The following is a 23,536-nucleotide window of genomic DNA, read 5'->3' as shown; positions in this document are numbered from 1 at the left end:
ACTTGTTTGGATATTCAAAATGGAATATATGAATATCCAATAGGAGATATTCATGCCGCTCTACATTCGCGACGACGAGGTCGATGCGCTGGCCGCAAAATTGCAGCGCGAGACCAAAGCGACCAGCAAGACCGAGGCCGTGCGGACCGCGCTTTTGCACGAACTGGAACGCCATCGCGCAAAGGTGCCGCTGCGCGATCGGATCGTCAGGCTTCAGGCGGAGGCGAAGAAGATCGGTCTGCCCAATCCCGATTTCGACATGAAGAAATTCACCGATGAGATGTGGGAAGATTGATGTTTGTCGACGCTTCGGTGATCGTCGCCATCCTCAACCAGGAACCAGGCTGGGAAGAATTGTTCAAACAGCTCTCCGGAACTGTCGACTTCTACGTCTCCGCGATGGTCCGCTTTGAGGCGACACAGGCTCTGGCGAGAGCCGGCGCGGGTTCCCGCAAGCCGACCGCTGAAGCTCTCCTGAAGGCTCGCGATCTGGTAGACCAGCTGATTTTGGAAATTAGCGGAGAAAATGTGCCGATCGGCGAGGAGATCGGTTCGCGCGCCATCGAGGCCAGCGCTCGCTATGGGAAGGCCGTCGGCCATCAAGCCGATCTGAATTTGGGCGACTGCTTTGCCTATGCCTGCGCCAAGGCGCTTGATATTCCGCTGCTCTACAAAGGCAATGATTTCCTGCTGACGGATTTGGCATGATCTTAGCTTCGACAATCGGATAGCTGGCGCGTCGCTGTTACCTGCGAACAGTGCCTTGCAGGCGGTGTTGTTCTGCTGCTTGCTTGATGATGCTGGCAATCTTGCGGACAAATGCCGGACTGAAAGCGCCGATTGGCTTGGTGGAGACGAGATCATACGCCTCATCGACCTGTGCGCGGTTGTATTCGTCGACGATTAGCCATGAGGGAAAGTCGAGCCCGCCTCTGCGGCACTCGATCTCACTGATTGCGATGTATAGTCGGGACGGGTCCGGCTTTTGCGAGGTGAGCGGAAACAGGAACAGCGCGGCAGGTGTAGCCGGGGTTCTGACCACGATGCAGACAGGGCGCGCTTTTCGGCCGGATTCCTCGCCGGCCTTCGCCTGCCGCGCCCAAAGATAATAATATCGGAGCAGGTCGCCCGGCTTAAGCATCAGGCTCTTCACCGGCTATGATCGCTTCGAGCCCGGACATCAGTTCATTATGGACGTCGTTCGGTGCACCCTCGAGCGTGTAAGCGGCCGCATGGGGCATGCTGACGAGCTTGCGGTATTGACTGGCTGAAAGGATGACAAGTTTCTCCTTGCCGCGTTTCGTGAGCGCTACGGGCTCGATCATTGCCGTTTCGAGTATCTCCCCCGAAGCGCGGTTCATGTCTGAGAAGGTGAATTGCTTCATCGCAGGCCTCATACGTAATTCATCTATTATAGGTATTTTACGTAACTAAGACAATCAATTCCTGGGTCGGTTGCTGCGGGAATAAATTGGCCTCTGCCATCGTTATGCTCTTGCTTGGGTAACCGCAGCGGTTGGGCCGCTTCGCGCTGACTGCTTGCACCGCGCCGCGAAGGCGCGTTCTATCCGGATGGAAAGCGACCTCGAAACAAGCGGTCATGGACGACAAGAAGGCAGCGATCCTAAGCGAGATACCGCGGTTGCGGCGCTACGCGCGCTCGCTGCTGCGCGACCGCGATTCCGCCGACGACCTCGTCCAGGATTGCCTGGAGCGGGCGCTTGTGCGGCTCGACAACTGGCAGACGGGAGAAAGCCCCCGGAGGTGGCTGTTTACGATCATGCATCACTTGTTCATCGACCAGATGCGCAAGGTCAACCGGCGCGGCGAGGCGGCGATATTGCCTCTCGAAGCCGGTGAAGCCCAAGCCGCACCCGCCGATCAGGTCGAGACCATCGCCTCGCGCGAGATAATGGATGCCTTGCAGGCGATCAGCCCCGATCGCCGCGCGGCCTTGGTGATGGTCGCCATCGAGGGTTTTTCCTATGCCGAGGCCGCCAACATCCTTGGCGTGCCGGCCGGCACGCTGATGTCGCGCATCGCGCGCGGCCGCGAGGAATTGCGAGGATTGCTCGACGACACATCGCGCCGCCGCTCGATAAGGATTGTTGAGAAATGACCCGCCGCGATTTCTCCGAACGCGATATCCATATGGCCCTCGACGGCGAGCTGCCGGGCGAGGAGCGCATGGCTTATGACGCCTGGCTCGAAGCCAATCCCGAGATGAAGGCAAAGTCCGCGCGCTACATCGCCGACCGCGCCGCCATGCGCGCCGCCCTGGCCGGCGTGATGGACGAGCCGGTCCCGGCGAGGCTGCGGCAGGCATTGCTCGGCCAGGCGCCTGCAAAGGCATCGACCTGGCGTTCGCGCTGGTGGCTCTCGGCCGCGGCCGCCGTTGTGTTCGCCGTGGGCGGCCTCGGCGGCTATGTCGCCGGCATCGACAGCGTCAGCCGCGGTGACGACGGCGACGACCAGCTCGCCGAGCAGGCGATCGCCGCCCATGTCCTCTACGCCGCCGAGAAGCGCCATGCCGTCGAGGTCCCGGCAAGCGACAAGGACCATCTCCAGGCCTGGCTGTCGAACCGAGTCGGGCTGAAGCTGGTTGCGCCCGACCTGGCGGCCGAGGGCTTTCAACTGGTCGGTGGCCGGCTGCTGCCGGCCGGCGGCCAGGGCAAGGCGGCGATGCTGCTCTACGAGGACGCCAAGGGCGAGCGCATCTCGCTCTTCGTCACCGCCGAATCGTCGGCGACGTCCAAGGGCACCTATACTGCCGAGGGGGGCGGACCGGAGGCGGTCTACTGGCTGGATAAAGGCTATGCTTGCGCCGTCGTCGGCTCGTTGCCGCCGGAGCGGCTGTCGGATGTCGCAAAAACCGCTTATGGCCAGCTCGTGGCAGGCATATCGAGCTGAACCGGCTGCCTTTTTCGGCGGCCGGCAGCCCTTTGAACGGCAATCCTGTTCAAACGCTTTGCCCTTTCCAGCCGGGGCGGAAACTGTCACAATTCAGCCCTAATCAAGGAGCGATAGCGCTTGATGAATACTGGCGGTTCGGCCGGTGTTCGCGACGCATCCACCGGGGCCGTTTTCTTTAACCCAATCGAGGTTCTCCCAAGCCCGCATGCCTGCCGAGATCCGCAAGGCCCGTGCGTCAGACGTCGATGACCTCGCCGCCATCGAGAAGGCGGTGTTTCCGGGCGACAGGCTCTCGCGCCGCTCCTTCCGCCAGTTCATCGAACGTGAAACCGCCGAGATGCTGGTGGCTGAGAACGAGGGCCGTGTCGCCGGCTATGCGGTGGTGCTGTTTCGCAAGGGCAGCGGCGTGGCGCGGCTCTATTCCATCGCCGTCGGCCCGTTCTTCGGTCGGCTCGGTATCGGCCGCCTTCTGCTGGCGGCCGCCGAGGAAGCGGCCTTCGAGCACGACCGGCTGTTGCTGCGCCTCGAAGTGCGCGAGGACAACGATCGCGCCATTCGTATCTACGAGCAGGCCGGCTATCGAAAACTGGGCCGCGAGCCCGATTATTACGAGGATGGCGCCACGGCGCTGCGCTACGAAAAGACGCTGCGCGGCGACACCCCGACCGCGACCAGGGTGCCGTTCTACCAGCAGACCTGCGAGTTCACCTGCGGCCCTTGCTGCCTGATGATGGCGATGGCCAATTTCGATCCTGGCTTCGTGCCCGATCCGGTTATGGAAATCCGCCTGTGGCGCGAGGCGACCACAGTCTTCATGATGTCCGGCCCTGGCGGCTGCGAGCCTTTCGGCCTGGCGGTCGCCGGCTACGAGAGCGGACTTGCGGCCGAGATATTCGTCTCCTTTTACGGCGCGTTGTTCCTCCAGTCGGTGAGGAGCGTGGACAAGCGCCGGGTGATGGAGCTTGCCCAGGTCGATTTCCGCCGTCGCGCCGAACTCTACGGCGTCCCTGTCAACTACCGTCCGTTCGGCATCGGCGACATCCGTGACGCCCTTGCCGAGGGCAAGCTGGTTGTGGTCCTGATCAGTGGCTTCCTGATGTTCGGCAAGAAGGTGCCGCATTGGGTGCTGGCCATCGGCGACGATGGCGACCATATCCTGATCCACGATCCCTGGGTCGAGGATGAAAGGCAGGAAACGATCCTCGATGCCGCGAACATTCCGGTGCCCTACGACATCTTCATGAATATGGCGCAGTTCGGCCGCGATGGTTTGCGCGCCGCAATCACTCTGGGAAAACGCTGAGACAATGACCTGGGTTATCCTGACAGGCAGGCAGAACGATCTCGATCAGGTGGCCACACCCCACAAGATCATCACCAACCGCGACTATCTCGCGCATCCGGCGCTGTTCCGCGGCCAGCGGCCGAAGGTGATCAACCTGTCGAACAATTACGGCTACCAGAGCCGCGGCTACTACGCCTCGCTTCTCGCGGGCTCGCGCGGCCACAGGGTGATCCCGACCGTCGAGACCATGATCGACCTCTCGGAGCGCAAGCTCTACGAGCACGCGCTGCCGGAGCTCGAGCTTGCCCTGAACAAATGCCGCAAGGATCTCGGCGGGATTTTTCCGGCCAAGGTAGCGATCTTCTTCGGCATCGGTCCGTCGAAAGTATGGGATCGTTTCGCCAAGCTGTTGTTCGACTGGTTCCGCGCGCCGGCGCTCGAGGTCCATATCAAGGACAGCGCCGAATGGGCCTCGATCCGCAAGATCGGTTTCCTGCCGCTTGCCCGCATGTCCGAGGATGAGGAAGAGTTCTTCCTGCAATGCCTGGACACCTACACCAACCGCGAATGGCGCGACACCAAGGGCCGCACGCCGGCGCGCTATACGTTCGCGACGCTGGTCGACCCGCATGAGGAACTGCCGCCGTCGGAGATTTCCTCGCTGCGCTATTGGGCGAGGATCGCCGAGAAGATGGGCGTCGAGGTCGAGCCGATCACCAGGAAGGACCTCGCCAAGCTCGCCAATTACGACGCGCTGTTCATTCGCGAGACGACGTCGATCTCCAACCACACCTACCGCTTCGCGCGCCGCGCCCAGCAGGAAGGCATGCCGGTGATCGACGATCCGCTGTCGATGATCCGCTGCACCAACAAGGTCTATCTCAACGAGCTGATGACCTACAACAAGGTGCCGGTGCCGCCGACGGTGATGATCGCCGGCACGTCCGACTTCGAAGTGGCGGCGCAGACGCTGGGCTTTCCGCTGGTGCTGAAGATCCCGGATTCGTCTTTCTCGCGCGGTGTCAAGAAATGCGAGAACATGGCGGAGCTGACCAAGCTCGCGACCGAGTGGCTGGACGATTCCGATCTCTTGATCGCGCAGAAATTCATCCCGACCGAATATGACTGGCGCGTCGGCGTGCTCGGCGGCCAGCCGCTGTTTGCCGTGCACTATCTGATGGCGAAGAAGCACTGGCAGATCGTCAACCACAAGGCCAGCGGCAAGCCCGACCAGGGCGGCATCAAGACGTTCACGCTGAAGCAGACGCCGCCGCATGTCGTCGAAACCGCGGTGCGGGCGGCAAAATGCATCGGCGACGGGCTCTACGGCGTCGACCTCAAGGAGACCAAGGACGGCGTCTTCGTCATCGAGGTCAACGACAATCCCAACCTCGACCATGGCTGGGAGGATTCCGGCGAAAAGGACGAACTCTGGGTGCGGCTGACGCAGTGGTTCCTGGAGCGACTGGAAAGGCCGGACAAGTAGCGGCCGGAGGAGGGGAGTTGGGGAACTGAGGAACTGAGGAACTGAGGAATTGAAGAATTGAAGAATTTGAAGAATTGAGTGTCTAGCCGAGTCATCCGTCCTCGCTTCCCCAGTTCTCCAGTTCTCCAGTTCTCCAGTTCTTCAATTCCTCAATTCCCCCTGGGTATCGTGATCCCATGAGCGCAATCGACCCCGACGCAGCCATCGATCATCGTTCCGTGATAGCCTCGCTGACGAATGAGGAGCGCAGCCGGCTGACCGGCAAATCGGATGGGCCGGCCCTTGTCCACCTCGCGCTCCATCTCGGCGCGATCGTCCTCCTCGGCGCGCTGATCGCGGCCAAGGTGCCGTTCTGGCCGGTCCTGATGCTGCCGCAGGGCATTCTGATCGTGTTCCTGTTCACGCCGCTGCATGAAACGGTGCACAGGACGGCGTTCGAAACGCAGTGGTTAAACGATGCCGTCGCGCGCTTCTGCAGCCTGGCGCTCGCGCTGCCGGCCGACTGGTTCCGCTATTTCCATTTCGCCCATCACCGTTTCACCCAGGATCCCGAAAACGATCCGGAGCTCGCATTCCCGAAGCCCGAGACGATGCGGCAATACATCGTCCACGTCTCCGGCCTGCCGGTGTGGTGGGGGCATTTCAAGACGCTCTACACCAATGCGATGGGGCGCTGCCGCGACACTTACGTGCCGTCAAAGGGCTTGCCGAAAGTGAAGGCCGAGGCGCGGGCGATGATCGTCTTCTATGTCGTGCTGCTGGCGCTTGCGGTCTGGTTCAGGGCCTCGGTGCTGCTCACTGTCTGGATCGTGCCGGCGCTGCTCGGCCAGCCGTTCCTCAGGCTCTATCTGCTGGCCGAGCACGGCCGCTGCCCCTTCGTCGCCAACATGCTGGAAAACACCCGCACGACGCTGACCAACTGGTTCGTGCGCAAGCTCGCCTGGAACATGCCTTACCATGCCGAGCACCACGCCTATCCCGGCGTGCCGTTCCACCAGCTGCCGGAATTTCACCGCCTGATCGAGTGGCACCTCAAGGTGGTCGAGCCAGGTTATGTGAGCTTCCACGAGAAATATGTCGGGGCGCTACGCTGACGGAGGACGTCACTCAGCCTGACTGGCGCAGCAGCGCCTGCGAGCGCAGCAGCCCGCCAATGTCGGACGCCTTGGCCGGCACGCCGATCAAAAAGCCTTGCGCCTCGCCGCAACCGGCTTTGCGCAGCGTGTCGAGCTGCGCTTCGGTCTCCACTCCTTCGGCGGTGACGGTGATGCCGAGCTCGGCCCCGAGCCCGATCACCGTGCGCACGATCGCCGCCGTGTCGCGCTTGTCGAGATCGCGGATGAAGGAGCGGTCGATCTTGATCTTGTCGACGGGGAAGCGCCGGAGATAGCCGAGCGAGGAATAGCCGGTACCGAAATCGTCGAGCGCGATGCGCACGCCGAGACCGCGCAGCTGGCTCAGCGTCTTCAGCACCGCGTCGCTTTCGTCCATCATCACCGTCTCGGTGATTTCGAGCTCCAGCCGGTTGGCCGGCAGGCCGGAAAACGCAAGCGCCGAGATCACGCTGCGAGCGAAGCCGCCGCTCTTGATCTGCGCGGCCGAGACATTGACGGCCATGCGCATGTCCGGCGGCCAGTTCGCCGCCACGTTGCAAGCCTTGCGCAGCGCCCAATCGCCGAGCTGCACGATCAGTCCGGTTTCCTCGGCGACCGCGATGAAGTTTTCCGGCGATACCAGGCCGCGTGACCGCGAGCGCCAGCGCATCAGGGCTTCCGCGCCGACAATCTTGCCGGAGCCGATGTCGAGGATCGGCTGGAAGTCGAGTTCGAATTCGCGCCTGGACAGCGCTGCCTCGAGATCGGCCTCGAGCGCACGGCGCTCCCGCATCAGCGCATCCATGCCTTGCTCGAAGAAGCGGTAGACGTTGCGCCCTTCGCTCTTGCCCCGGTAGAGCGCCATGTCGGCGTTGGTGAGCAGCGTGTCGGCGTCGTGTCCGTCGCCGGGATAGAGCGCGATGCCGAGGCTCACGCCCACATGCATCTCGCGCCCCTTGTCGCGATAAGGCTTGCCGACGATCTCAACGATGCGCTTGGCGAGCCTTTCGGCGTCGGCGGCGCTCTTGGTGCCCGACTGGATGACGGCGAATTCGTCGCCGCCGAAGCGCGCCACCACGTCCTTGCTGCTGCGCACGGCGTGCTGCAGCCGCTTGGCGACGCATTGCAGCAGCCAGTCGCCGGCCGGATGGCCGAACGTGTCGTTGACGGCCTTGAAGCGGTCGAGGTCGAGCGAGAGGATTGCCAGCGGCTTTGCCTCGCCAAGCGCCTGGTCCAGCTTTTCGCGAAACATCGAGCGGTTGGGCAGATTGGTGAGCGTGTCGTGATGCGCCAGATGCGTCATGCGCTCTTCGGTGCGCCGGCGCTCGGTGACGTCCTCGAAAGTCGCCACCCAGCCGCCGCCGGCCAGCGGTCGCCGCTGGACGAAGAGCGTTCGGCCGTCGACCAGCTCGCGATAGCTCGCGTGCGACTGGCCGGCATCCAGCCTTGCCTTGGATTTTCCGACTTCGATGTCGATTTCGAGCGGTGCGAAGATGCCGAGGCGAATGAGTTTGTCCAGCATCTGGCGATGCGTCATGCCGAGCGTGAAATCCGACGCCTCGGCGTTGCACAGGTCCAGAAAGCGCTGGTTGCGCACGATGAGCCGGCCCTCGGCGCTGTACATCAGCAGGCCTTGCGACATGTTGGCCAGCGCGGCATCGAAGCGGCGGTATTGCTCTTTCAACTCGGCCTCGGCGCGCCGCTCCTCGGTCACATCCTCGTAGATCGACACCCAGCCGCCGACGGCGATCGGCCGGTGCGAAATGACGATGATGCGCCCGTCCGACAGGATTTCCTCATAAGTCGAAGCCCTGGCGCCGTCGATGTAAGGCTTGCGGATGGCATAAAGCTCGCTCGCGCTCTGCGAGGCGATGCCGATGTCGACGCTGTGCTGCAGGATGTCGAGGAAACGAATGCCGGGCTTCACCACTTTGGCGTCCAGGCTGAAGATGTCGATGTAGTTGCGGTTGCAGATAATCATCCGCTCATCGGCGTCGAACATGCACAGGCCATGCGACATGTTCTCGACAGCGGCCGCGAAGCGCTCGTTCTGCGCGCGAAGTTCTTCTGCGATTCGCCGGGATGGACCAATGCCGGACGTCTTTCGCCTGCCGACGACCGAACCAGTCTTGACATGTGCGCCGGGCATGAGCACGCCTTCGGATCGTGACCGAACGCAATACTGTCGCGGCCGCGGGTTAATTTAGCGTTCTTTCATGGGGTTGTATTCACGGCAAGCGACGACTGGCGCCTGGCTTCCAGCGTCTTGAAACGCTTCAGAAAAGCTGTTTGCGCCCAGGTCACGGATTTTGGCGTGAAGTCGAAGCGATCGGCGGAGAAGCCGCGCGGCCGGCCGAAATACTCGGTCGCCTCAGCGGTCGAAAAGCCAGCCAGCAGCGTCGCCTCGTAATAGGCGGCGATCTGGTCGGCGCGCTTGATGTCGTTGCGCAAGGAGGCGGCGAGCTCCGCCGGCAGCGAGAAACGCAGATGGATGGCGCGCTGCAGGCGCAGCTCGCAATCCTTGTAGGAGCCGCCCATCACCGATTTGAACGGCGAGATCATGTCGCCGATGACATATTCCGGCGCATCATGCAGCAGCGCTGCCAGCCGCGCCTCGGCCGTGGCCTCGGGTGCCAGTTCGCCATAAAGCGCTTCGACCAGCAGCGAGTGCTGCGCCACCGAGAAGGCGTGGTCGCCTCTGGTCTGGCCGTTCCAGCGCGCGACGCGGGCGAGCCCGTGCGCGATATCGGCGATCTCTATGTCGAGCGGCGAGGGATCGAGCAGGTCGAGCCGCCGGCCGGACAGCATGCGTTGCCAGGCGCGCGGCGGAGCGCCGGCCCGGTCGGCAGCCATCAGGCCTCCTCCGCGCTGGCCGCATCCTGCGGGAAGGTGAATTTCGCCCAGTGCGGGATAGCAAGCATGATTGGCGTCTCGCCGGCCCTGATCGAATCGTGAGCGTCGATCGCTGCCTTGACGCGGTCGGTGCGCACGATGGCGAGGCCGCGCCCCTCGTTTGACGAACCCAGAATGCCGACCGGCCGGCCATTGACCGTCACCTCCGCGCCGGCCGGCGGTAGCGGACCGGCTGCGACGGCGATCAGCACACGGCGCCGCGCGGTGCCGCGATGCTGCATGCGCGAGACGACCTCCTGGCCGACATAGCAGCCCTTCTTGAAGCCGACGCCGCCCGTCTCGTCGAACAGCACGTCGTGCGGGAAGGCGTCGCCAAGCTGGTAGTCGGAGCCGCTTTCTGCAATGCCGTAGCCGATGCGCATGTTCAGCCAGCCATTCGGGTCGCCGCCGTCCCGCGCCTCGCCGCCATAAGTGCGCGTAACCGTGATATCTTGAAACCGCGTGTCGGCAAGCACGCTTGAATCAGAACGTGAGGCGGTTGAATCATCACCCCATGCGACTGTGACAAGCACCTGATCCTGCTTGGCGATCTCGGCCTTTGCCCTTAGCCGGTAAAGCATCAGCCTGCGCACGAAGTCGTCGGCGATGTCGGCCCGGCATTCCAGTTGGAAGCCATCGTCGCCGGCGCGCGAGACCAGGAAATCGAACAGGATCTTGCCCTGCGGCGAAAGCAGCGCGCCGGGTTTTGCCTCACCGGGCGCAAGCGTGTCGAGGTCGGTGGTGAGGATGTTCTGCAAAAAGTGCTCGGCATCGGGGCCTGACACGGAAATGAGCGCGCGGTCTTTGATTTGGGCAAAGGGCATGAGCGTGAAATCGGCCTGATCTTGCAAAACGTCCGGTCATTACGTAAGCCGGCCACACTCCCCCCGCAAGAGATTGGACCTGCTCATGGCAACCACCTTCGACCTCATCCTGACAGGCGGCACGGTGGTCAACCATGACGGCGAGGGCCGGCGCGACATCGGCGTGAAGGCCGGACGCATCGCGCGGATCGGCGATCTCGGCCAGGCTTCGGCTGGCGAAACCATTGACTGCACGGGCCTGCACATCCTGCCGGGCGTCGTCGACAGCCAGGTGCATTTTCGCGAACCGGGGCTGGAGCACAAGGAGGATCTGGAAACCGGCTCCCGCGCCGCGGTGCTGGGCGGCGTCACCGCCGTCTTCGAAATGCCCAACACCAACCCTTTGACCACCAGTGAGGCCGCGCTCGCCGACAAGGTGCGGCGGGCCACCGGGCGCATGCATTGCGACTTCGCCTTCTGGGTCGGCGGGACGCGCGACAATGCTCGCGATGTCGGCGAACTGGAGCGGCTGCCGGGCGCGGCCGGCATAAAAGTGTTCATGGGCTCGTCCACCGGCGATCTTCTGGTCGAGGACGATGAAGGCGTCACCTCGATCCTGCGCAACACCCGCCGCCGCTGCGCCTTCCACTCGGAGGACGAGTTCCGCCTGCGCGAGCGGCTCGGCGAGCGCGTCGAGGGCGATGCCTCGTCGCATCCCGTCTGGCGCGACGAGATCGCGGCGCTGCGCTGCACGGAGCGGCTGGTGCGGATCGCTAGGCAGACACGTGCGCGTATTCACGTGCTGCACATATCGACGGCCGAGGAGATCGTCTTGCTCGAGCAGCACAAGGATGTCGCGACCTGCGAGGCCACGCCGCATCATCTGACGCTGAGCGCTGACGACTATGCCAGGCTTGGCACGCTGATCCAGATGAACCCGCCGGTGCGGGCAACACGCCATCGTGAAGGCGTCTGGCACGGCATTTCGCAGGGCATCGTCGATGTTCTTGGCTCCGACCACGCGCCGCACACGCTGGCCGAGAAGGCGAAGACCTATCCGGCCTCGCCGTCCGGCATGACCGGCGTGCAGACGCTGGTGCCGATCATGCTCGACCACGTCAATGCCGGCCGGCTCAGCCTGCAGCGCTTCGTCGACCTTTCCAGCCATGGTCCGCAGCGCATTTTCGGCATGGCCAGGAAAGGCCGCATCGCTGCCGGCTACGATGCCGATTTCACGATCGTCGACATGAAGCGGCGCGAGACCATCACCAACGCGCAGGCCGGCTCCAGGGCCGGATGGACGCCCTATGACGGCAAAGAGGTCACCGGCTGGCCGGTCGGCACCATCGTGCGCGGCGTGCGCGTCATGTGGGAAGGCGAGATCGCGACACCCGGCCAGGGCAGGGCGGTGGAGTTCTCCGAGGCGCTGCCGGCCTGATCCCACCGACATTGGATTTGTTAAGCGCTCTGCATTATCTTGAGTGGGCTATGACCGCGAATATTGCGCCGATCATTCCTGCGGAGTTTCCTGAGCTCCAGGCGCTCGCCTGGAACCGCGATGTCGCGCGCCCTATTCCCGCGAAAGAGGCCTTTGCGCTTTACGAACGCAACTGGCGCTTTGTCGATCAAAAGCGCCTTACGGCGCGTGAGAAGCGGCTTATCATGAAATTGGCCGACGAATTCGGTCACGGCATCCTTCTGACCACATCGTGATAACTTATCTTGTGGTCCTCGATGCGCACCATCACCGCGCCCGATAGGAATATTGCGGGTAGAAATCATGAAGGCGTTCAAAAAACCGGAACATAGGGTGATTGCCAAAGCCCTCGAGCTGATGGATCGAGACTTTCTGACGGCGAACCAATGCTGGTTTGGCGGCGGCACAGCCATTGTTATGAAGCTTGGCGAGTATCGCCGGTCACTGGATCTGGATTTTCTTTGCGCCGACGCCGGCGGCTACCGCGAGCTGCGGACACGAGCATCGGAGTTCGGCGTTCGAGCCTTTTTTCCTGAGCCCGTCGAAACTGTTCGGGACTTTCAGATCGACCAATATGGCCTAAGGACGGTGTTGCGCCTGACGGATCAACCGATCCGGTTCGAAGTCGTCCGGGAGGGCCGCATCGATTTGCGTGGTCATTTTGACGACGATCTGGGGATACCGGCCCTTGTTCCTGCAGACATGTTTGCCGAGAAGCTGCTGGCGAATGCCGATCGATGCCAGGATCGTGCCGTCGCATATCGAGATGCCTTCGATCTCGGGATGCTGGTTAAAGCGTATGGGCAAATCCCAACCGAAGCCCTCGACAAGGCGCAAACTGCTTATGGACCCGACATCGAACGCAAAATTGCCTGGGTGGTGGGTAAGCTCCGGGACAAACGCGAACTCCGCGACGCAGCCGAGGTCTTGCAAATGGACCCTGCGGTGAGTGCCGACGCCATTTCGGCCTTGCGAGAGGAAGCGGCTCGCATCTGGCCGGAGGCTAGGAAGAGATAAGTTTCCCGCTCAATCCCCGGCGACGAAAAACAGCCACTGTCCCGTCGGCGTGATGCCAACGCGGTAGAAGATGTAGGCGCCGAACTGCTTCATGTCGTCATAGTCGCTGGCGGTGACCAGCTTGAACAATTCGACGCGCTGCCTTGCATCGAGCTTGTCGAGTGGCAGCGCGAAAAAATACGGCCAGACATAGAGTTCCTGCGGCGTACCCGTATCGACATGGACATAGCCGGCAGAAAGCACCTCTTCCAGGATGGCGAGGATTTCCTGGCCGTCGCCGTCGCCCGAAAGGCTCTTGAGGAAGGTGACCGGGTCCCCGTCGATGTCGCCCAGCGACAATTGCGTCATCGCCTCGCCCTTGCCGATCAGCGGCCTCAGCTTCTCGATGTCGCCGGTCCGGCAGGCCTCGATGAGCAGCCCGTGCATGCGCTTGACCGGTTCGGGAAGCGTGTTGAGGTCGTAGACGACCGCGGGCGGCGGCGCGTCAGGGTCTGCGCGCGGGCTGGTGATGCCGCCATTGGCGGGCGGCGTCTCAGGCTCCGACTTATCGGTGTCGTCGGCCGGCTGGTCGTCCGCGGGCTTGGTGCCGGGCGCCTCCGGCATCGGCACGGCAGCGCCGGGCGCGGCGTTGTCGCTATTGGCGGGCGCGGTGACCGGCGAAGGCAGGTCCTCGCGCTGGATCTCGCTCAGCGCGTAGGAAGGCGTGCTGGTGAGGCACAGAGGCAGCGCCAGGCAGGAAGCGGCGATCAGGATGCTAACGGCCAGCCCGCGCGGCCGGCCTGACATCGAAAATCTCACCGCTTGCCTCTCCATGGTTCCCGGGTTCGGCCCGGCCGGCGCATTGAATGTCCGAGCGCATGGACATGATGCCCAAACGGCGCGTCAAAAGTCACTATCAAAATGTCGCTGTCAAAACAGATGGCTAGTGCTTCAGCCGTTCCGGCTCGAACGCGCCGGCGATCACTTTCTCGCGCATGCGGTCGAGCAGGGCAAGCGCGGAGGTCTCGCCATTGGCGCGCAACATCTCGCCGAAAGCGGTCTCCAGCGCTGCTTCGGCGATGATTTCCGGTTCGATGCCGGCCGACAGGCCCTCCGCCCACGCTTCGCTATGGCTCTCCACGGCAGTCAGCCGCTTTTCTTCCCTGACCAAAGCGTCGATGTCGCTGACACCATGTTCCATTGCGATGTCCACTTTCTGCAAGCGTCGATCCGACGAGGGATCCGGCTTGGTCTGTCAGTTCGTCCGCAGTCTCAATTAAGTCTTTGTAAATACGACATTTTTACGGTCGAAATCCACATTCCGGGCGAGACTGCCCTCAATCGATGCCGAGCTTAGCCGATTAGACCGGCTTGGGGCATCGAAACCTTCAGTTTGAGTTAATTCCACAACTGCGCGCTAACGTTTCATTAACACTGTTGCGCAAGTGCAACACATGATTGCACCAGAGCGAGACAGGACACAATAAGGCACGTCACATTGGCGCCGATTGCCCGCAACAAATCTGCGCAAAACGCGCAGCGGTCGAGCCGGTCTCAATTCCCGTAGCGGGAGGCGATGTCGCGCGACAGCGTCTCGCCTTCCTTCATGTAGCGCGCGATGGCCTCGGTCGCCGACGGTGTGCATCGGGTGTAGGTGCCGCTGAAGGAGCGATAGCCGCGGTTGAACGAGGCGATGAAACGGGCGCGCCGGTCGGGATCGGGATTTTCCGATTCGAGCAGCTTTTCCATCTCGCCCCGCCACTTGTCGCCCTTCTCGCCACACAGGTTGCGCAGGAAATGCAGCGATCCCAGCACTTCCGCCAGCCGCATCAGCCCGGGCTCGAAAGGCGCCTCGGCGGCGGGCGCCGGGGACGCTGCGACGGTCATGCTGACGGCGAGGCACGCGGCGAGAAAAGCGGAAGCGCGGGTCATCAAAGCCTTGCGATGAAAGAGCAGGGTCTTGTGGCGAAACATTTTGTCGCCTGCAAGGCCATTCTGGACGCTCACCGCCTGGGGTCTTGTGCGGGGCCGAGCAATTCTTCGGCGACCGAGAACACGTCGCCCGCCAGCGGCATCCCTGCCATTTCCGCCAACGTGTAGAACGCCGCCGTCTCGGCGTCGTCGCTGGCGACGGGTTCGCCGCCGGCATAGGCCGCGCCGAACACCGTCAGCAGATAGTCGACCGCGTGGTTTTCAGCATGGCCGTCAATATGGATGTCGCGCAGCGGCCGGTAGCCTGTCGCCTCGAGCCCGGTCTCTTCCTGCAACTCGCGCGCTGCGGCTTGCGCAAGCGTCTCGCCCGGCTCGACCTTGCCGCCGGGATAGGCATAGAGCCCTTGCGACGGCGCCCGCGCGCGCTTGACCAGAAGCACGGTGCCGCCGCGCACAACGGCGACGGAAACGGCCGGTATGATCTTGCGCTGTTCCATGCGTGCCGATCTTTCTGCAGCCTTTTGTGGATCGATTGGGCGAATCCAGCTTTAGCCGTTGCGGCATGGCGGTTCCATCGCCACTTTCGTGGCACGTCAATCGAAGAACCCAGATCCATGTGTGGACGCTTTGCCCTGACCGCGACGCCGGACCAGACCGCCGCCTTGCTCGGCCTGGCCGAGCTGGAGGAATTTCCGCCGCGCTACAACATCGCGCCGACGCAGCCGGTGCTTATGGCGCTTGCCGGGCCGCGGCGGGAGCCGGGCTCGAACTTGCCGGATCGCCAGGCGATGCTGGTGCGCTGGGGCCTGATTCCTACTTGGGTCGAGGACACCAAGGCGTTTCCGCTGCTCATCAACGCCCGCTCCGAAGGCGTGCTGCAAAAGGCTTCGTTCAAAACCGCCATGCGCCACCGCCGCGCTCTGGTGCCGGCCTCCGGCTTTTACGAATGGCAGCAGTCGGGCGGCAAGAAGGGCCAGCCTTACTGGATCCGGCCGAAGCGAGGCGGGATGATTGCCTTCGCCGGCCTGATCGAGACCTATGCCGAACCAGGCGGCTCGGAGATGGACACCGGCGCGATCCTCACGACCGAGGCCAATGCCGGCATCGCCCATATCCATGACCGCATGCCCGTGGTGATCGAGGAGTGCGACTTCGCCCGCTGGCTCGATTGCCGCACGCAGGAGCCGCGCGACGTGCTCGACCTGTTGAAACCCGCCGAGCCCGATTTCTTCGAGGCGATTCCGGTTTCAGACCTGGTCAACAAGGTCGCCAACACCGGGCCGGAGATTCAGGAACGGGGCGTCGTCGGGCCACAGGCCGAGAAGGTCAGGCGCCAGAAGCCCGGCGCTGACGAAAACCAGATGACGCTCTTTTAGCGAAGGCTGCTCGCCTCGAGAGGCTGCTTTGGGGCCTTCATCTCCAGGGCGCTTGTTTGCGCCCTCATCGCCGGCTTCCGCATGGTCGGGGACTGTGCCGGTCGTTCTTGTCAGGCGGCGCGCGGCGAGACGATCTTCTGCGTCGGCTTCTTCTTCTTCGCGGTGTGAAGCAGCGCTGCGACGATGGCCGCCGGGCCGATCGCGCGGTAGTGGCTCGCGAGAGCCGGCTGCGTTTGTCGGTCCTGTTCCTGCTTGGCGCGAGCCATGATTCTCTCCCTGGTAACCGTTTCGTGTTCAGCGTTTGGCGGTCGATTCCGACCAAATCGTGACTTCTGGCGGTCTAGCCGGCGAATGTTTCATCACTGTGCCGACATGTTTAATAAAATGTTTCGGCCTGTCTTTACCTGTGATCCAACGACATCTTTCCTGAGCAGAGCGACTTGACGGCAACACCCGCCGGCGCGATAAAGCCGCCCATGAAAACGTCTTTCGCCATTTGTGGCATTTGCATTATTGGCTAGCCTCGCGCTGGTCCGGACGTTTTCGCCTTATCTTTCCCCAGATCGGAAAAACGCCCCGGCCAGCAGGCTGGAGCCTGATTTGCGCCGACGGCGCAGAGCTGGTTCCAGTGAACCCAAATTAAGGACCGGGACCGCATGTCGGACGCATCGAAGGGCCTCAGCCTCCACAACACGCTGACGCGGGCGAAGGAACTTTTCGTTCCGATCGATCTGCACAACGTGCGCATGTATGTCTGCGGCCCGACCGTCTACGACTTTGCCCATATCGGCAATGCGCGTCCGGCGATCGTCTTCGACGTGCTCTTCCGTCTGTTGCGTCATCTCTACGGCGAAAGCCACGTCACGTATGTGCGCAACATCACGGATGTCGACGACAAGATAAATGCCAGGGCGCTGCGCGACTTCGGCGGCGACATCGCGGCCGGAAAGCTGTCGCTCAACGACGCGATCCGCAAGGTCACCGAAAAGACCGCCGGCCAGTACCACAAGGATGTCGCGGCGCTCGGTTGCCTGCAGCCGACCTACGAGCCGCGCGCCACCGAGTTCGTCGCGCCCCGTGCCGACGGCAAGGCCGACATGCTCTCGCTGATCCGGCAGCTGATCGAGCGCGGCCACGCCTATGTCGCCGCAGGCGAGGTGCTGTTCGACACCGCCTCGATGCCGGACTATGGCGAATTGTCGAAGCGCAATCTCGACGAGCAGCAGGCCGGCGCGCGCATCGCGGTCGACGCGCACAAGAAGAACCCCGGCGATTTCGTGCTGTGGAAACTGTCGAGCCCGGAAGAGCCCGGCTGGGAGAGCCCGTGGGGCAGGGGCCGGCCCGGCTGGCACATCGAATGCTCGGCCATGTCGGCCGCCTATCTTGGCGAGGTCTTCGACATCCATGGCGGCGGCTTGGACCTGATCTTCCCGCACCACGAGAACGAGATTGCCCAGTCGCGCTGCGCCCACGGCACCAAGGTCATGGCTAATGTGTGGATGCACAACGGCTTCCTGCAGGTCGAAGGCCAGAAGATGTCGAAGAGCCTCGGCAATTTCTTCTCGATCCATGAGCTGCTGGAGACCGACACTTTCGGCGGCCGCGCCTGGCCGGGCGAGGTGCTCAGGCTGGCGATGCTGATGACGCATTACCGTGAGCCGATCGACTTCTCCGTGCGCAAGCTTGAGGAGGCGGAAAACACGTTGCGCAAATGGAAACGCGCCGCCGACCTCGCGCCTGTGGCGGCAAAAGAATTGCCGGCCGAGGTGGTGGAAGCGCTCTGCGACGATCTCGCCACCTACACCGCCTTCCAGCGGCTGACGCAGCTCGCCGGCGAGGCGGTCGATGCCGGCGGCGAGGTCGGGAATGGCGCAGCCGCTTCGCTAAAGGCAGCGCTGGCTTTCCTAGGTTTCGACACGGGCGCGACCAAGGTGGATGAGGAAGCGATCGCCAAGGCGATCGCCGATCGCCTGAAGTTCATTGCCGACAAGAACTGGGCCGAAGCCGACCGCATCCGCGAAGAACTGTTGGCGCAGGGCGTGCAACTGAGAGACGGCAAGGACCCCGTCACCGGCGAGCGCGTGACGACCTGGGAGATCAAGCGGTGAGGGTGGATGCTCGGGACGCGAAATTGGAGAGGTTGGCGCGAGGCGCCCCCCTCTGTCCTGCCGGACATCTCCCCCTCAAGGGGGGAGATTGGATGTCGCCTTGGCTTTCGCCAGTCGCGGACGTGGCAGATGAGATGCCGTCGGTGAAGCTGCTGATCTCCCCCCTTGAGGGGGAGATGTCCGGCAGGACAGAGAGGGGGGCCTCGCGATGACGCATCATCGGGTATCTCCCGCCAACCGCGGCAATGCGCGCAAGATGCGCAAGCAAATGACAGATGCCGAATTGAAGCTCTGGAACGAAATCCGGGCACATAGGCTGATGGGCCTTTCCTTTCGGCGGCAAATGCCTATCGCAGGCTACATCGTCGACTTCGCTTGCCCCGACAAAAAGCTGATCGTCGAGATCGATGGCTCTCAGCACGCTCTTGCTGAAGTGTCGGCGTCCGATACTGCACGAACCGCGAAGCTCGAGGCTTTAGGCTGGACCATCCTGCGCTTCTGGAACGACGACGTGATCCGCGATATCGACAATGTCTGCCAGCACATCGTCATCGTGGCCGGCCTGGCCGCCGCGCCACCAAGGGAGGAGCTCGTCATATGATCGATCATCTCGGCATCACCGTGTCCGATTTTGACGCTTCGAAGGTTTTCTACGACAAGGCGATGGCGCCTTTGGGCGCTTCGCTGCTCTACATGGTGCCTGACCAATATACCGGCGGCGCCAAGGTTGGCGGTTATGGTCGCGACCGGCCGGTGTTCTGGCTGAGCGACAGCACGGACAAGCCCAAATCCACTCAGCATGTCGCCTTCACCGCGCGCAGCCGCGCCGAGGTCGATGCCTTCCATGCGGCAGCGCTTGCCGCGGGCGGCGAGGACAATGGCGGACCGGGCCTGCGGCCGCACTATCATCCCAACTATTACGGCGCCTTCGTCTTCGATCCCGACGGCAACAATGTCGAGGCGGTCTGCCATGATGCGGAGTAAGCCGATGACCAGGAGTGAGCGATGAGCCTCGACAACCGGCCGGTCTATACAGGCGGCTGCCAGTGCGGGGCGGTGCGCTTCCGCGTCGAGGGCGCGCTGGGCGACGCCTCGGTCTGCCACTGCCGGATGTGCCAGAAGGCGAGCGGCAACTTCTATCTGCCGCTGGTCTCGGTGCGCGGCGCGACGCTCGACTGGACGCGCGGCGAGCCGAAGCGCTTCCGCTCGTCCAACGCCGTCTGGCGCGGCTTCTGCGCCGAATGCGGAACGCCGCTGACTTTCGAGGCGCCGGATGGCACAGCACTTGCAATCGCCGCCTTCGATGATCCGACCGGCATCGCGCCCACTATCCAGTGGGGCATCGAAGCAAAGCTTCCCTATGTCGACGGTATCCCCAAACTGCCGTCCGAGGACACGATGGCCGATATCGCGTCTGCGCGTTATCTGGCCGAGCTCGTCTCCTATCAGCATCCCGATCACGACACCGAGCAATGGCCGCCGGAGGAAAGACCATGACCGACCAAGTTCGAACAGGCGGATGCCAGTGCGGCGCCGTACGTTTCCGCGTCCACGGCAAGCTTGGGCGCCCGTCCATCTGCCATTGCCGCATGTGTCAGAAACAGTTCGGCAATTTCTTCGGCGCGCTGGTGGCGGTGCCGAAGAACGGCGTCGAATGGACCCATGAGGAGCCGAGCTATTTCCAGTCCTCGGTCAATATCGACCGCGGCTTCTGCGCCCGCTGCGGCACGCCGCTGACCTACCGCCAGCCCGGCGCGCTGGAGATCGCCATCGGCGCTTTCGACGACCGCTCCGACCTCGCGCCGCAGATCCAGGTGAATTACGCCGTTCGCCTGCCCTGGGTGGAAAAGATATTCGAGGCGCCGATCCTTGACGACCCCGACTTCTATCGGCGGCAAGAGCAGATCATCTCTTTCCAGCATCCCGACCACGAGACGGTCAACTGGCCGCAGCAGGGCTTGAAACTATGACGATCCACAGCGGTTCCTTGCGTACGCTCTACCCCGAGATCGAGCCGTTCGATTCCGGCATGCTCGACGTCGGCGACGGTCACACCGTCTATTGGGAGCGCTGCGGCACCAAGGGCGCCAAACCCGCCGTGTTCCTGCATGGCGGTCCGGGCGGCACCATTTCGCCGAAACACCGGCGCCTGTTCGACCCGAAACTCTACGACGTCGTCCTGTTCGACCAGCGCGGTTGCGGCAAGTCGACACCGAACGCCTCGCTGGAGGCCAACACCACCTGGCATCTCGTCGCCGATATCGAGCGCCTGCGCGAGTTGGCTGGCTTCGACAAATGGCTTGTCTTCGGCGGCTCCTGGGGCTCGACGCTGGCGCTCGCCTATGCCGAGACGCATCCCGAGCGTGTCAGCGAGCTCGTCGTGCGCGGCATCTACACGCTGACCCGCGCCGAGCTCGAATGGTATTATCAGTTCGGCGTCTCCGAGATGTTCCCCGACAAATGGGAGCGCTTCCTGGCGCCGATCCCCGAGGCCGAGCGCGGCGACATGATGGCCGCCTATCGCAAGCGGCTGGTTGGTTCCGACCGCAAGGCTCAAGTTCAGGCCGCCCGTGCCTGGAGCATCTGGGAAGGCGAGACGATCACGCTGCTTCCCGAGCCCGAGACCAGCGACCCGTTCGCCCAGGACGACTACGCGATCGCTTTCGCCCGTATCGAGAACCACTATTTCGTCCATGCCGGCTGGCTGGAGGAGGGGCAGTTGCTGCGCGACGCCTGGAAGCTGAAGGACATCCCCGGCACCATCGTCCACGGCCGCTATGACATGCCATGCCCGGCGAAATATGCCTGGGCGCTGCACAAGGCCTGGCCGAAGGCCGATTTCCACCTCATCGAGGGGGCAGGCCACGCCTATTCGGAGCCCGGGATCCTGGACCGGCTGATCCGGGCGACGGATCGGTTCGCGGGGAAATGACGATGCAGGTTCGTGCTCTACGGCGCCCCCGTCTGTGCTGCCGGACATCTCCCCCACAAGGGGGGAGATTGGCAGCTTCGGCTCTGCCGCTCCTCCTGCAACGCTGGAAATTGGCGAAAGCGGAAGTGACGGCTGATCTCCCCCCAAATGGGGGAGATGTCCGGCAGGACAGAGGGGGGCGCGAAGGATCGCAGCCTTTCGAGCTACAGCCATGACCAAGCAACGCCTTTACCTCTTCGACACGACTCTCCGCGACGGCCAGCAGACGCCGGGCATCGACTTTTCCGTCGAGGACAAGATCGCGATCGCCAAGCTGCTCGACGACTTCGGCATCGACTATGTCGAGGGCGGCTATCCGGGCGCCAACCTGACCGACACGACGTTCTTCCAGAAGAAACGGACTGAGAGCGCGAAATTCGTCGCCTTCGGCATGACCAAGCGGGCAGGGGTCTCGGCTTCCAACGACCCGGGGCTGGCGGCGCTGGTGCAGTCGAAGTCGGATGCCATCTGCTTCGTTGCAAAGAGCTGGGACTATCATGTGCGCGTCGCGCTCGGCTGCACCAACGAGGAGAATCTGGACTCGATCAAGACCTCGGTCGAGGCGGCGGTCGCTTCGGCCAAGGAGGCGATGGTCGACTGCGAGCATTTCTTCGACGGCTTCAAGGCCAATCCCGACTACGCGCTGGCTTGCGCCACAACCGCCTACGATGCCGGCGCGCGGTGGGTGGTGCTGTGCGACACCAATGGCGGCACGCAGCCTTCGGAAGTGCGCGAAATCGTCGGCAAGGTGATCGCGCAGGGCATCCCGGGCGATCATCTCGGCATCCATGCCCATGACGATACCGGCCAGGCGGTGGCGAATTCACTCGCCGCGGTCGAGGCCGGCGTGCGCCAGATCCAGGGCACGCTGAACGGCATCGGCGAGCGCTGCGGCAACGCCAATCTCATCTCCATAATCCCGACGCTTTCGCTGAAGCCCGCCTTCGCTGATCGTTTCGTAACCGGCATTTCGGCCGAGGCGCTGACCGGAATCTCCAGGCTCTCCCGCGCCTTCGACGAATTGCTCAACCGCGCGCCGGAAGCCCAGGCGCCCTATGTCGGCTCCTCCGCCTTCGCCACCAAGGCCGGCATCCATGCCTCGGCTTTGGCCAAAGAGCCGGCGACCTATGAGCATGTGCCGCCGGAAGCCGTCGGCAACCGCCGCCGCGTCATGGTCTCCGACCAGGGCGGCAAGGCCAATTTTCTCGCCGAATTGAAGCGGCGCGGCATCGACGTGCCCAAGGACGATCACCGGCTCGACTCCCTGATCGCCGTGGTCAAGGAGCGCGAGGCCGAAGGCTATGCCTATGAAGGCGCCGACGCCTCCTTCGAGCTGCTTGCCCGCAAGATGCTGCATGGGCTGCCGGAGTTCTTCAACGTCACCTCCTTCCGCTGCATGGTCGAGCGCCGCTTCGATGCCAATGGCAATCTGAAGACCGTCTCCGAGGCGATCGTGAAGGTCGAGGTCGACGGCGAGGAGAAGATGTCGGTGGCCGAAGGCCATGGCCCGGTCAACGCGCTCGACATCGCGCTGCGCAAGGATCTCGGCAAGTACCAGAGCGAGATCGTCGACCTGGAGCTCGCCGACTTCAAGGTGCGCATCCTCAACGGCGGCACCGAGGCCATCACTCGCGTTCTCGTCGAATCGCACGATTCTACTGGAGCCCGCTGGTGGACGGTCGGCGTGTCGGAAAACATCATCGACGCCTCCTTCCAGGCGCTGATGGATTCGATCGTCTACAAGCTGATGAAGAACCGCGAGATGGCAGGACTGGTGGCGGCGGAGTAGAACTCCTTTCCTCGCCCCCGCGAAGGCGGCTACGCTATGCACACATCTTGTGTGACTGGCGCGACTGATCAGGCCGAGGCTTGTTTGCCAGGTGGTTCCCCCAATCCGTCGCTGCTTCGCAGCGCCACCTTTCCCCCCTCCGGAGGGAAAGGAAGGGAGTGTTGCTGGACGAGCGTTGAAAGCTTGGCGCCTTTCCTCTACCCCGTCGATCGGGGGAGAGGTGGCTCGGCGAAGCCGAGACGGAGTGGGGGTCGACCAGCGCTACATTGGACAATGCATGCTCCAAGCTGCCATGCACGCTATCGCCAAAGATCAGCCGCTTGGAAATGGGTGCATGCCGTAGCCCACTCCGTGGGGCGAGGAATTGCGACCCCCTTGAACCATCACCAAAACTCCGTTGATCCATCATAATTT

At 63.1% G+C, this 23,536-nt stretch carries 28 protein-coding genes; 18 read left to right on the top strand and 10 right to left on the bottom strand.

Annotated elements, in window-relative coordinates; translation table 11 throughout:
- Positions 1-52: 52 nt before the first annotated feature.
- Together FJ425_RS20155 and FJ425_RS20150 are read left to right on the top strand one after the other, a co-directional pair.
- Positions 53-295 carry a type II toxin-antitoxin system VapB family antitoxin gene (locus FJ425_RS20155; protein ID WP_140725619.1) on the top strand — a complete coding sequence of 81 codons (243 nt, stop codon included), beginning with the start codon at positions 53-55 and terminating at the stop codon, positions 293-295.
- Positions 295-708, top strand: coding sequence for a type II toxin-antitoxin system VapC family toxin (locus FJ425_RS20150; RefSeq protein ID WP_140725616.1), 414 nt, complete (start codon positions 295-297; stop codon positions 706-708). Before FJ425_RS20155 ends, FJ425_RS20150 begins: the two co-directional genes overlap by 1 nt.
- A gap of 37 nt (positions 709-745) precedes the next feature.
- Here the strand turns inward: FJ425_RS20150 and FJ425_RS20145 are convergent, their stop codons facing one another.
- The gene (locus FJ425_RS20145) at positions 746-1,141 is read right to left on the bottom strand and encodes a hypothetical protein (protein ID WP_140699812.1); all 396 of its coding nucleotides are present in this window, start codon (positions 1,139-1,141) and stop codon (positions 746-748) included.
- On the bottom strand, positions 1,134-1,385 hold the full coding sequence (locus FJ425_RS20140) for a type II toxin-antitoxin system prevent-host-death family antitoxin (protein ID WP_140725613.1): 252 nt from the start codon (positions 1,383-1,385) through the stop codon (positions 1,134-1,136). Before FJ425_RS20140 ends, FJ425_RS20145 begins: the two co-directional genes overlap by 8 nt.
- Positions 1,386-1,600: 215 nt before the next feature.
- Here FJ425_RS20140 and FJ425_RS20135 point away from each other — a divergent pair, with 215 nt between their 5' ends.
- The 5 genes from FJ425_RS20135 (at position 1,601) to FJ425_RS20115 (ending at position 6,778) form a co-directional block, all read left to right on the top strand.
- Entirely contained in the window at positions 1,601-2,119 is a 519-nt protein-coding gene (locus FJ425_RS20135; protein WP_140725610.1) for an RNA polymerase sigma factor, read from the top strand.
- A complete protein-coding gene (locus FJ425_RS20130) occupies positions 2,116-2,910 on the top strand; it encodes an anti-sigma factor (protein WP_140545293.1) in 795 nt (264 codons plus the stop codon). The genes FJ425_RS20135 and FJ425_RS20130 overlap by 4 nt, the downstream gene beginning before the upstream one ends.
- 208 nt (positions 2,911-3,118) lie before the next feature.
- Positions 3,119-4,216 (top strand): GNAT family N-acetyltransferase/peptidase C39 family protein, encoded by a 1,098-nt coding sequence (locus FJ425_RS20125; RefSeq protein ID WP_140545295.1) that lies wholly within the window; start codon positions 3,119-3,121, stop codon positions 4,214-4,216.
- A gap of 4 nt (positions 4,217-4,220) precedes the next feature.
- Entirely contained in the window at positions 4,221-5,684 is a 1,464-nt protein-coding gene (locus tag FJ425_RS20120; RefSeq protein WP_140545297.1) for a RimK family protein, read from the top strand.
- 203 nt (positions 5,685-5,887) lie between these two features.
- Entirely contained in the window at positions 5,888-6,778 is an 891-nt protein-coding gene (locus FJ425_RS20115) for a fatty acid desaturase family protein (RefSeq protein ID WP_140636494.1), read from the top strand.
- Positions 6,779-6,791: 13 nt separating this feature from the next.
- Here the strand turns inward: FJ425_RS20115 and FJ425_RS20110 are convergent, their stop codons facing one another.
- The 3 genes from FJ425_RS20110 to FJ425_RS20100 form a co-directional block, all read right to left on the bottom strand.
- A complete protein-coding gene (locus FJ425_RS20110; RefSeq protein WP_140636424.1) occupies positions 6,792-8,927 on the bottom strand; it encodes an EAL domain-containing protein in 2,136 nt (711 codons plus the stop codon).
- Between the two features lie 65 nt (positions 8,928-8,992).
- Positions 8,993-9,631 carry an HD family hydrolase gene (locus tag FJ425_RS20105; RefSeq protein ID WP_140545301.1) on the bottom strand — a complete coding sequence of 213 codons (639 nt, stop codon included), beginning with the start codon at positions 9,629-9,631 and terminating at the stop codon, positions 8,993-8,995.
- Positions 9,631-10,494 carry a folate-binding protein YgfZ gene (locus FJ425_RS20100; protein WP_140725607.1) on the bottom strand — a complete coding sequence of 288 codons (864 nt, stop codon included), beginning with the start codon at positions 10,492-10,494 and terminating at the stop codon, positions 9,631-9,633. Before FJ425_RS20100 ends, FJ425_RS20105 begins: the two co-directional genes overlap by 1 nt.
- A gap of 85 nt (positions 10,495-10,579) precedes the next feature.
- Between FJ425_RS20100 and FJ425_RS20095 the strand changes: the two genes are divergently transcribed.
- The 3 genes from FJ425_RS20095 (at position 10,580) to FJ425_RS20085 (ending at position 12,967) form a co-directional block, all read left to right on the top strand.
- The gene (locus FJ425_RS20095) at positions 10,580-11,911 is read left to right on the top strand and encodes a dihydroorotase (RefSeq protein WP_140725604.1); all 1,332 of its coding nucleotides are present in this window, start codon (positions 10,580-10,582) and stop codon (positions 11,909-11,911) included.
- Positions 11,912-11,961: 50 nt separating this feature from the next.
- Positions 11,962-12,186, top strand: a complete 225-nt coding sequence (locus FJ425_RS20090; protein WP_140725601.1) for a hypothetical protein — start codon at positions 11,962-11,964, stop codon at positions 12,184-12,186.
- Positions 12,187-12,253: 67 nt separating this feature from the next.
- Positions 12,254-12,967 carry a nucleotidyl transferase AbiEii/AbiGii toxin family protein gene (locus FJ425_RS20085; RefSeq protein WP_140725598.1) on the top strand — a complete coding sequence of 238 codons (714 nt, stop codon included), beginning with the start codon at positions 12,254-12,256 and terminating at the stop codon, positions 12,965-12,967.
- 9 nt (positions 12,968-12,976) lie between these two features.
- Here the strand turns inward: FJ425_RS20085 and FJ425_RS20080 are convergent, their stop codons facing one another.
- The 4 genes from FJ425_RS20080 to FJ425_RS20065 all read right to left on the bottom strand — a co-directional run bounded on the left by FJ425_RS20080 (position 12,977) and on the right by FJ425_RS20065 (position 15,375).
- Positions 12,977-13,765, bottom strand: a complete 789-nt coding sequence (locus FJ425_RS20080; RefSeq protein WP_181175981.1) for a hypothetical protein — start codon at positions 13,763-13,765, stop codon at positions 12,977-12,979.
- A 124-nt stretch (positions 13,766-13,889) separates the two neighbouring features.
- Positions 13,890-14,147 carry a hypothetical protein gene (locus FJ425_RS20075; RefSeq protein WP_040984202.1) on the bottom strand — a complete coding sequence of 86 codons (258 nt, stop codon included), beginning with the start codon at positions 14,145-14,147 and terminating at the stop codon, positions 13,890-13,892.
- Between the two features lie 353 nt (positions 14,148-14,500).
- Positions 14,501-14,878, bottom strand: a complete 378-nt coding sequence (locus FJ425_RS20070) for a TIGR02301 family protein (protein WP_140545334.1) — start codon at positions 14,876-14,878, stop codon at positions 14,501-14,503.
- 71 nt (positions 14,879-14,949) lie between these two features.
- A complete protein-coding gene (locus tag FJ425_RS20065; protein ID WP_140636408.1) occupies positions 14,950-15,375 on the bottom strand; it encodes an NUDIX hydrolase in 426 nt (141 codons plus the stop codon).
- A 117-nt stretch (positions 15,376-15,492) separates the two neighbouring features.
- Here FJ425_RS20065 and FJ425_RS20060 point away from each other — a divergent pair, with 117 nt between their 5' ends.
- Positions 15,493-16,254 (top strand): SOS response-associated peptidase, encoded by a 762-nt coding sequence (locus FJ425_RS20060; RefSeq protein WP_140725595.1) that lies wholly within the window; start codon positions 15,493-15,495, stop codon positions 16,252-16,254.
- A gap of 110 nt (positions 16,255-16,364) precedes the next feature.
- On the opposite strand, the gene FJ425_RS20055 is transcribed toward FJ425_RS20060, so the two are convergent.
- Positions 16,365-16,520: a hypothetical protein gene (locus FJ425_RS20055; RefSeq protein WP_140699776.1), complete on the bottom strand. Its 156-nt coding sequence runs from the start codon at positions 16,518-16,520 to the stop codon at positions 16,365-16,367.
- 390 nt (positions 16,521-16,910) lie between these two features.
- Here FJ425_RS20055 and cysS point away from each other — a divergent pair, with 390 nt between their 5' ends.
- The 7 genes from cysS to cimA all read left to right on the top strand — a co-directional run bounded on the left by cysS (position 16,911) and on the right by cimA (position 23,122).
- The gene (cysS, locus tag FJ425_RS20050; RefSeq protein WP_140725592.1) at positions 16,911-18,362 is read left to right on the top strand and encodes a cysteine--tRNA ligase; all 1,452 of its coding nucleotides are present in this window, start codon (positions 16,911-16,913) and stop codon (positions 18,360-18,362) included.
- A gap of 256 nt (positions 18,363-18,618) precedes the next feature.
- A complete protein-coding gene (locus FJ425_RS20040; RefSeq protein ID WP_246677965.1) occupies positions 18,619-18,963 on the top strand; it encodes a DUF559 domain-containing protein in 345 nt (114 codons plus the stop codon).
- Positions 18,960-19,346: a VOC family protein gene (locus FJ425_RS20035; RefSeq protein ID WP_140725587.1), complete on the top strand. Its 387-nt coding sequence runs from the start codon at positions 18,960-18,962 to the stop codon at positions 19,344-19,346. Before FJ425_RS20040 ends, FJ425_RS20035 begins: the two co-directional genes overlap by 4 nt.
- A gap of 21 nt (positions 19,347-19,367) precedes the next feature.
- Entirely contained in the window at positions 19,368-19,859 is a 492-nt protein-coding gene (locus FJ425_RS20030) for a GFA family protein (protein ID WP_140636398.1), read from the top strand.
- On the top strand, positions 19,856-20,332 hold the full coding sequence (locus FJ425_RS20025) for a GFA family protein (RefSeq protein ID WP_140636395.1): 477 nt from the start codon (positions 19,856-19,858) through the stop codon (positions 20,330-20,332). Before FJ425_RS20030 ends, FJ425_RS20025 begins: the two co-directional genes overlap by 4 nt.
- Positions 20,329-21,294 carry a prolyl aminopeptidase gene (gene pip, locus FJ425_RS20020; RefSeq protein ID WP_140636393.1) on the top strand — a complete coding sequence of 322 codons (966 nt, stop codon included), beginning with the start codon at positions 20,329-20,331 and terminating at the stop codon, positions 21,292-21,294. Before FJ425_RS20025 ends, pip begins: the two co-directional genes overlap by 4 nt.
- A 211-nt stretch (positions 21,295-21,505) precedes the next feature.
- Positions 21,506-23,122, top strand: coding sequence for a citramalate synthase (gene cimA, locus FJ425_RS20010; protein WP_140725584.1), 1,617 nt, complete (start codon positions 21,506-21,508; stop codon positions 23,120-23,122).
- Positions 23,123-23,536: the final 414 nt, after the last annotated feature.

The sequence above is a fragment of the Mesorhizobium sp. B2-7-2 genome, from assembly GCF_006440775.1.
In the GTDB taxonomy this organism is placed as follows: domain Bacteria; phylum Pseudomonadota; class Alphaproteobacteria; order Rhizobiales; family Rhizobiaceae; genus Mesorhizobium.
This window is presented reverse-complemented; position numbering and strand designations above follow the sequence as displayed.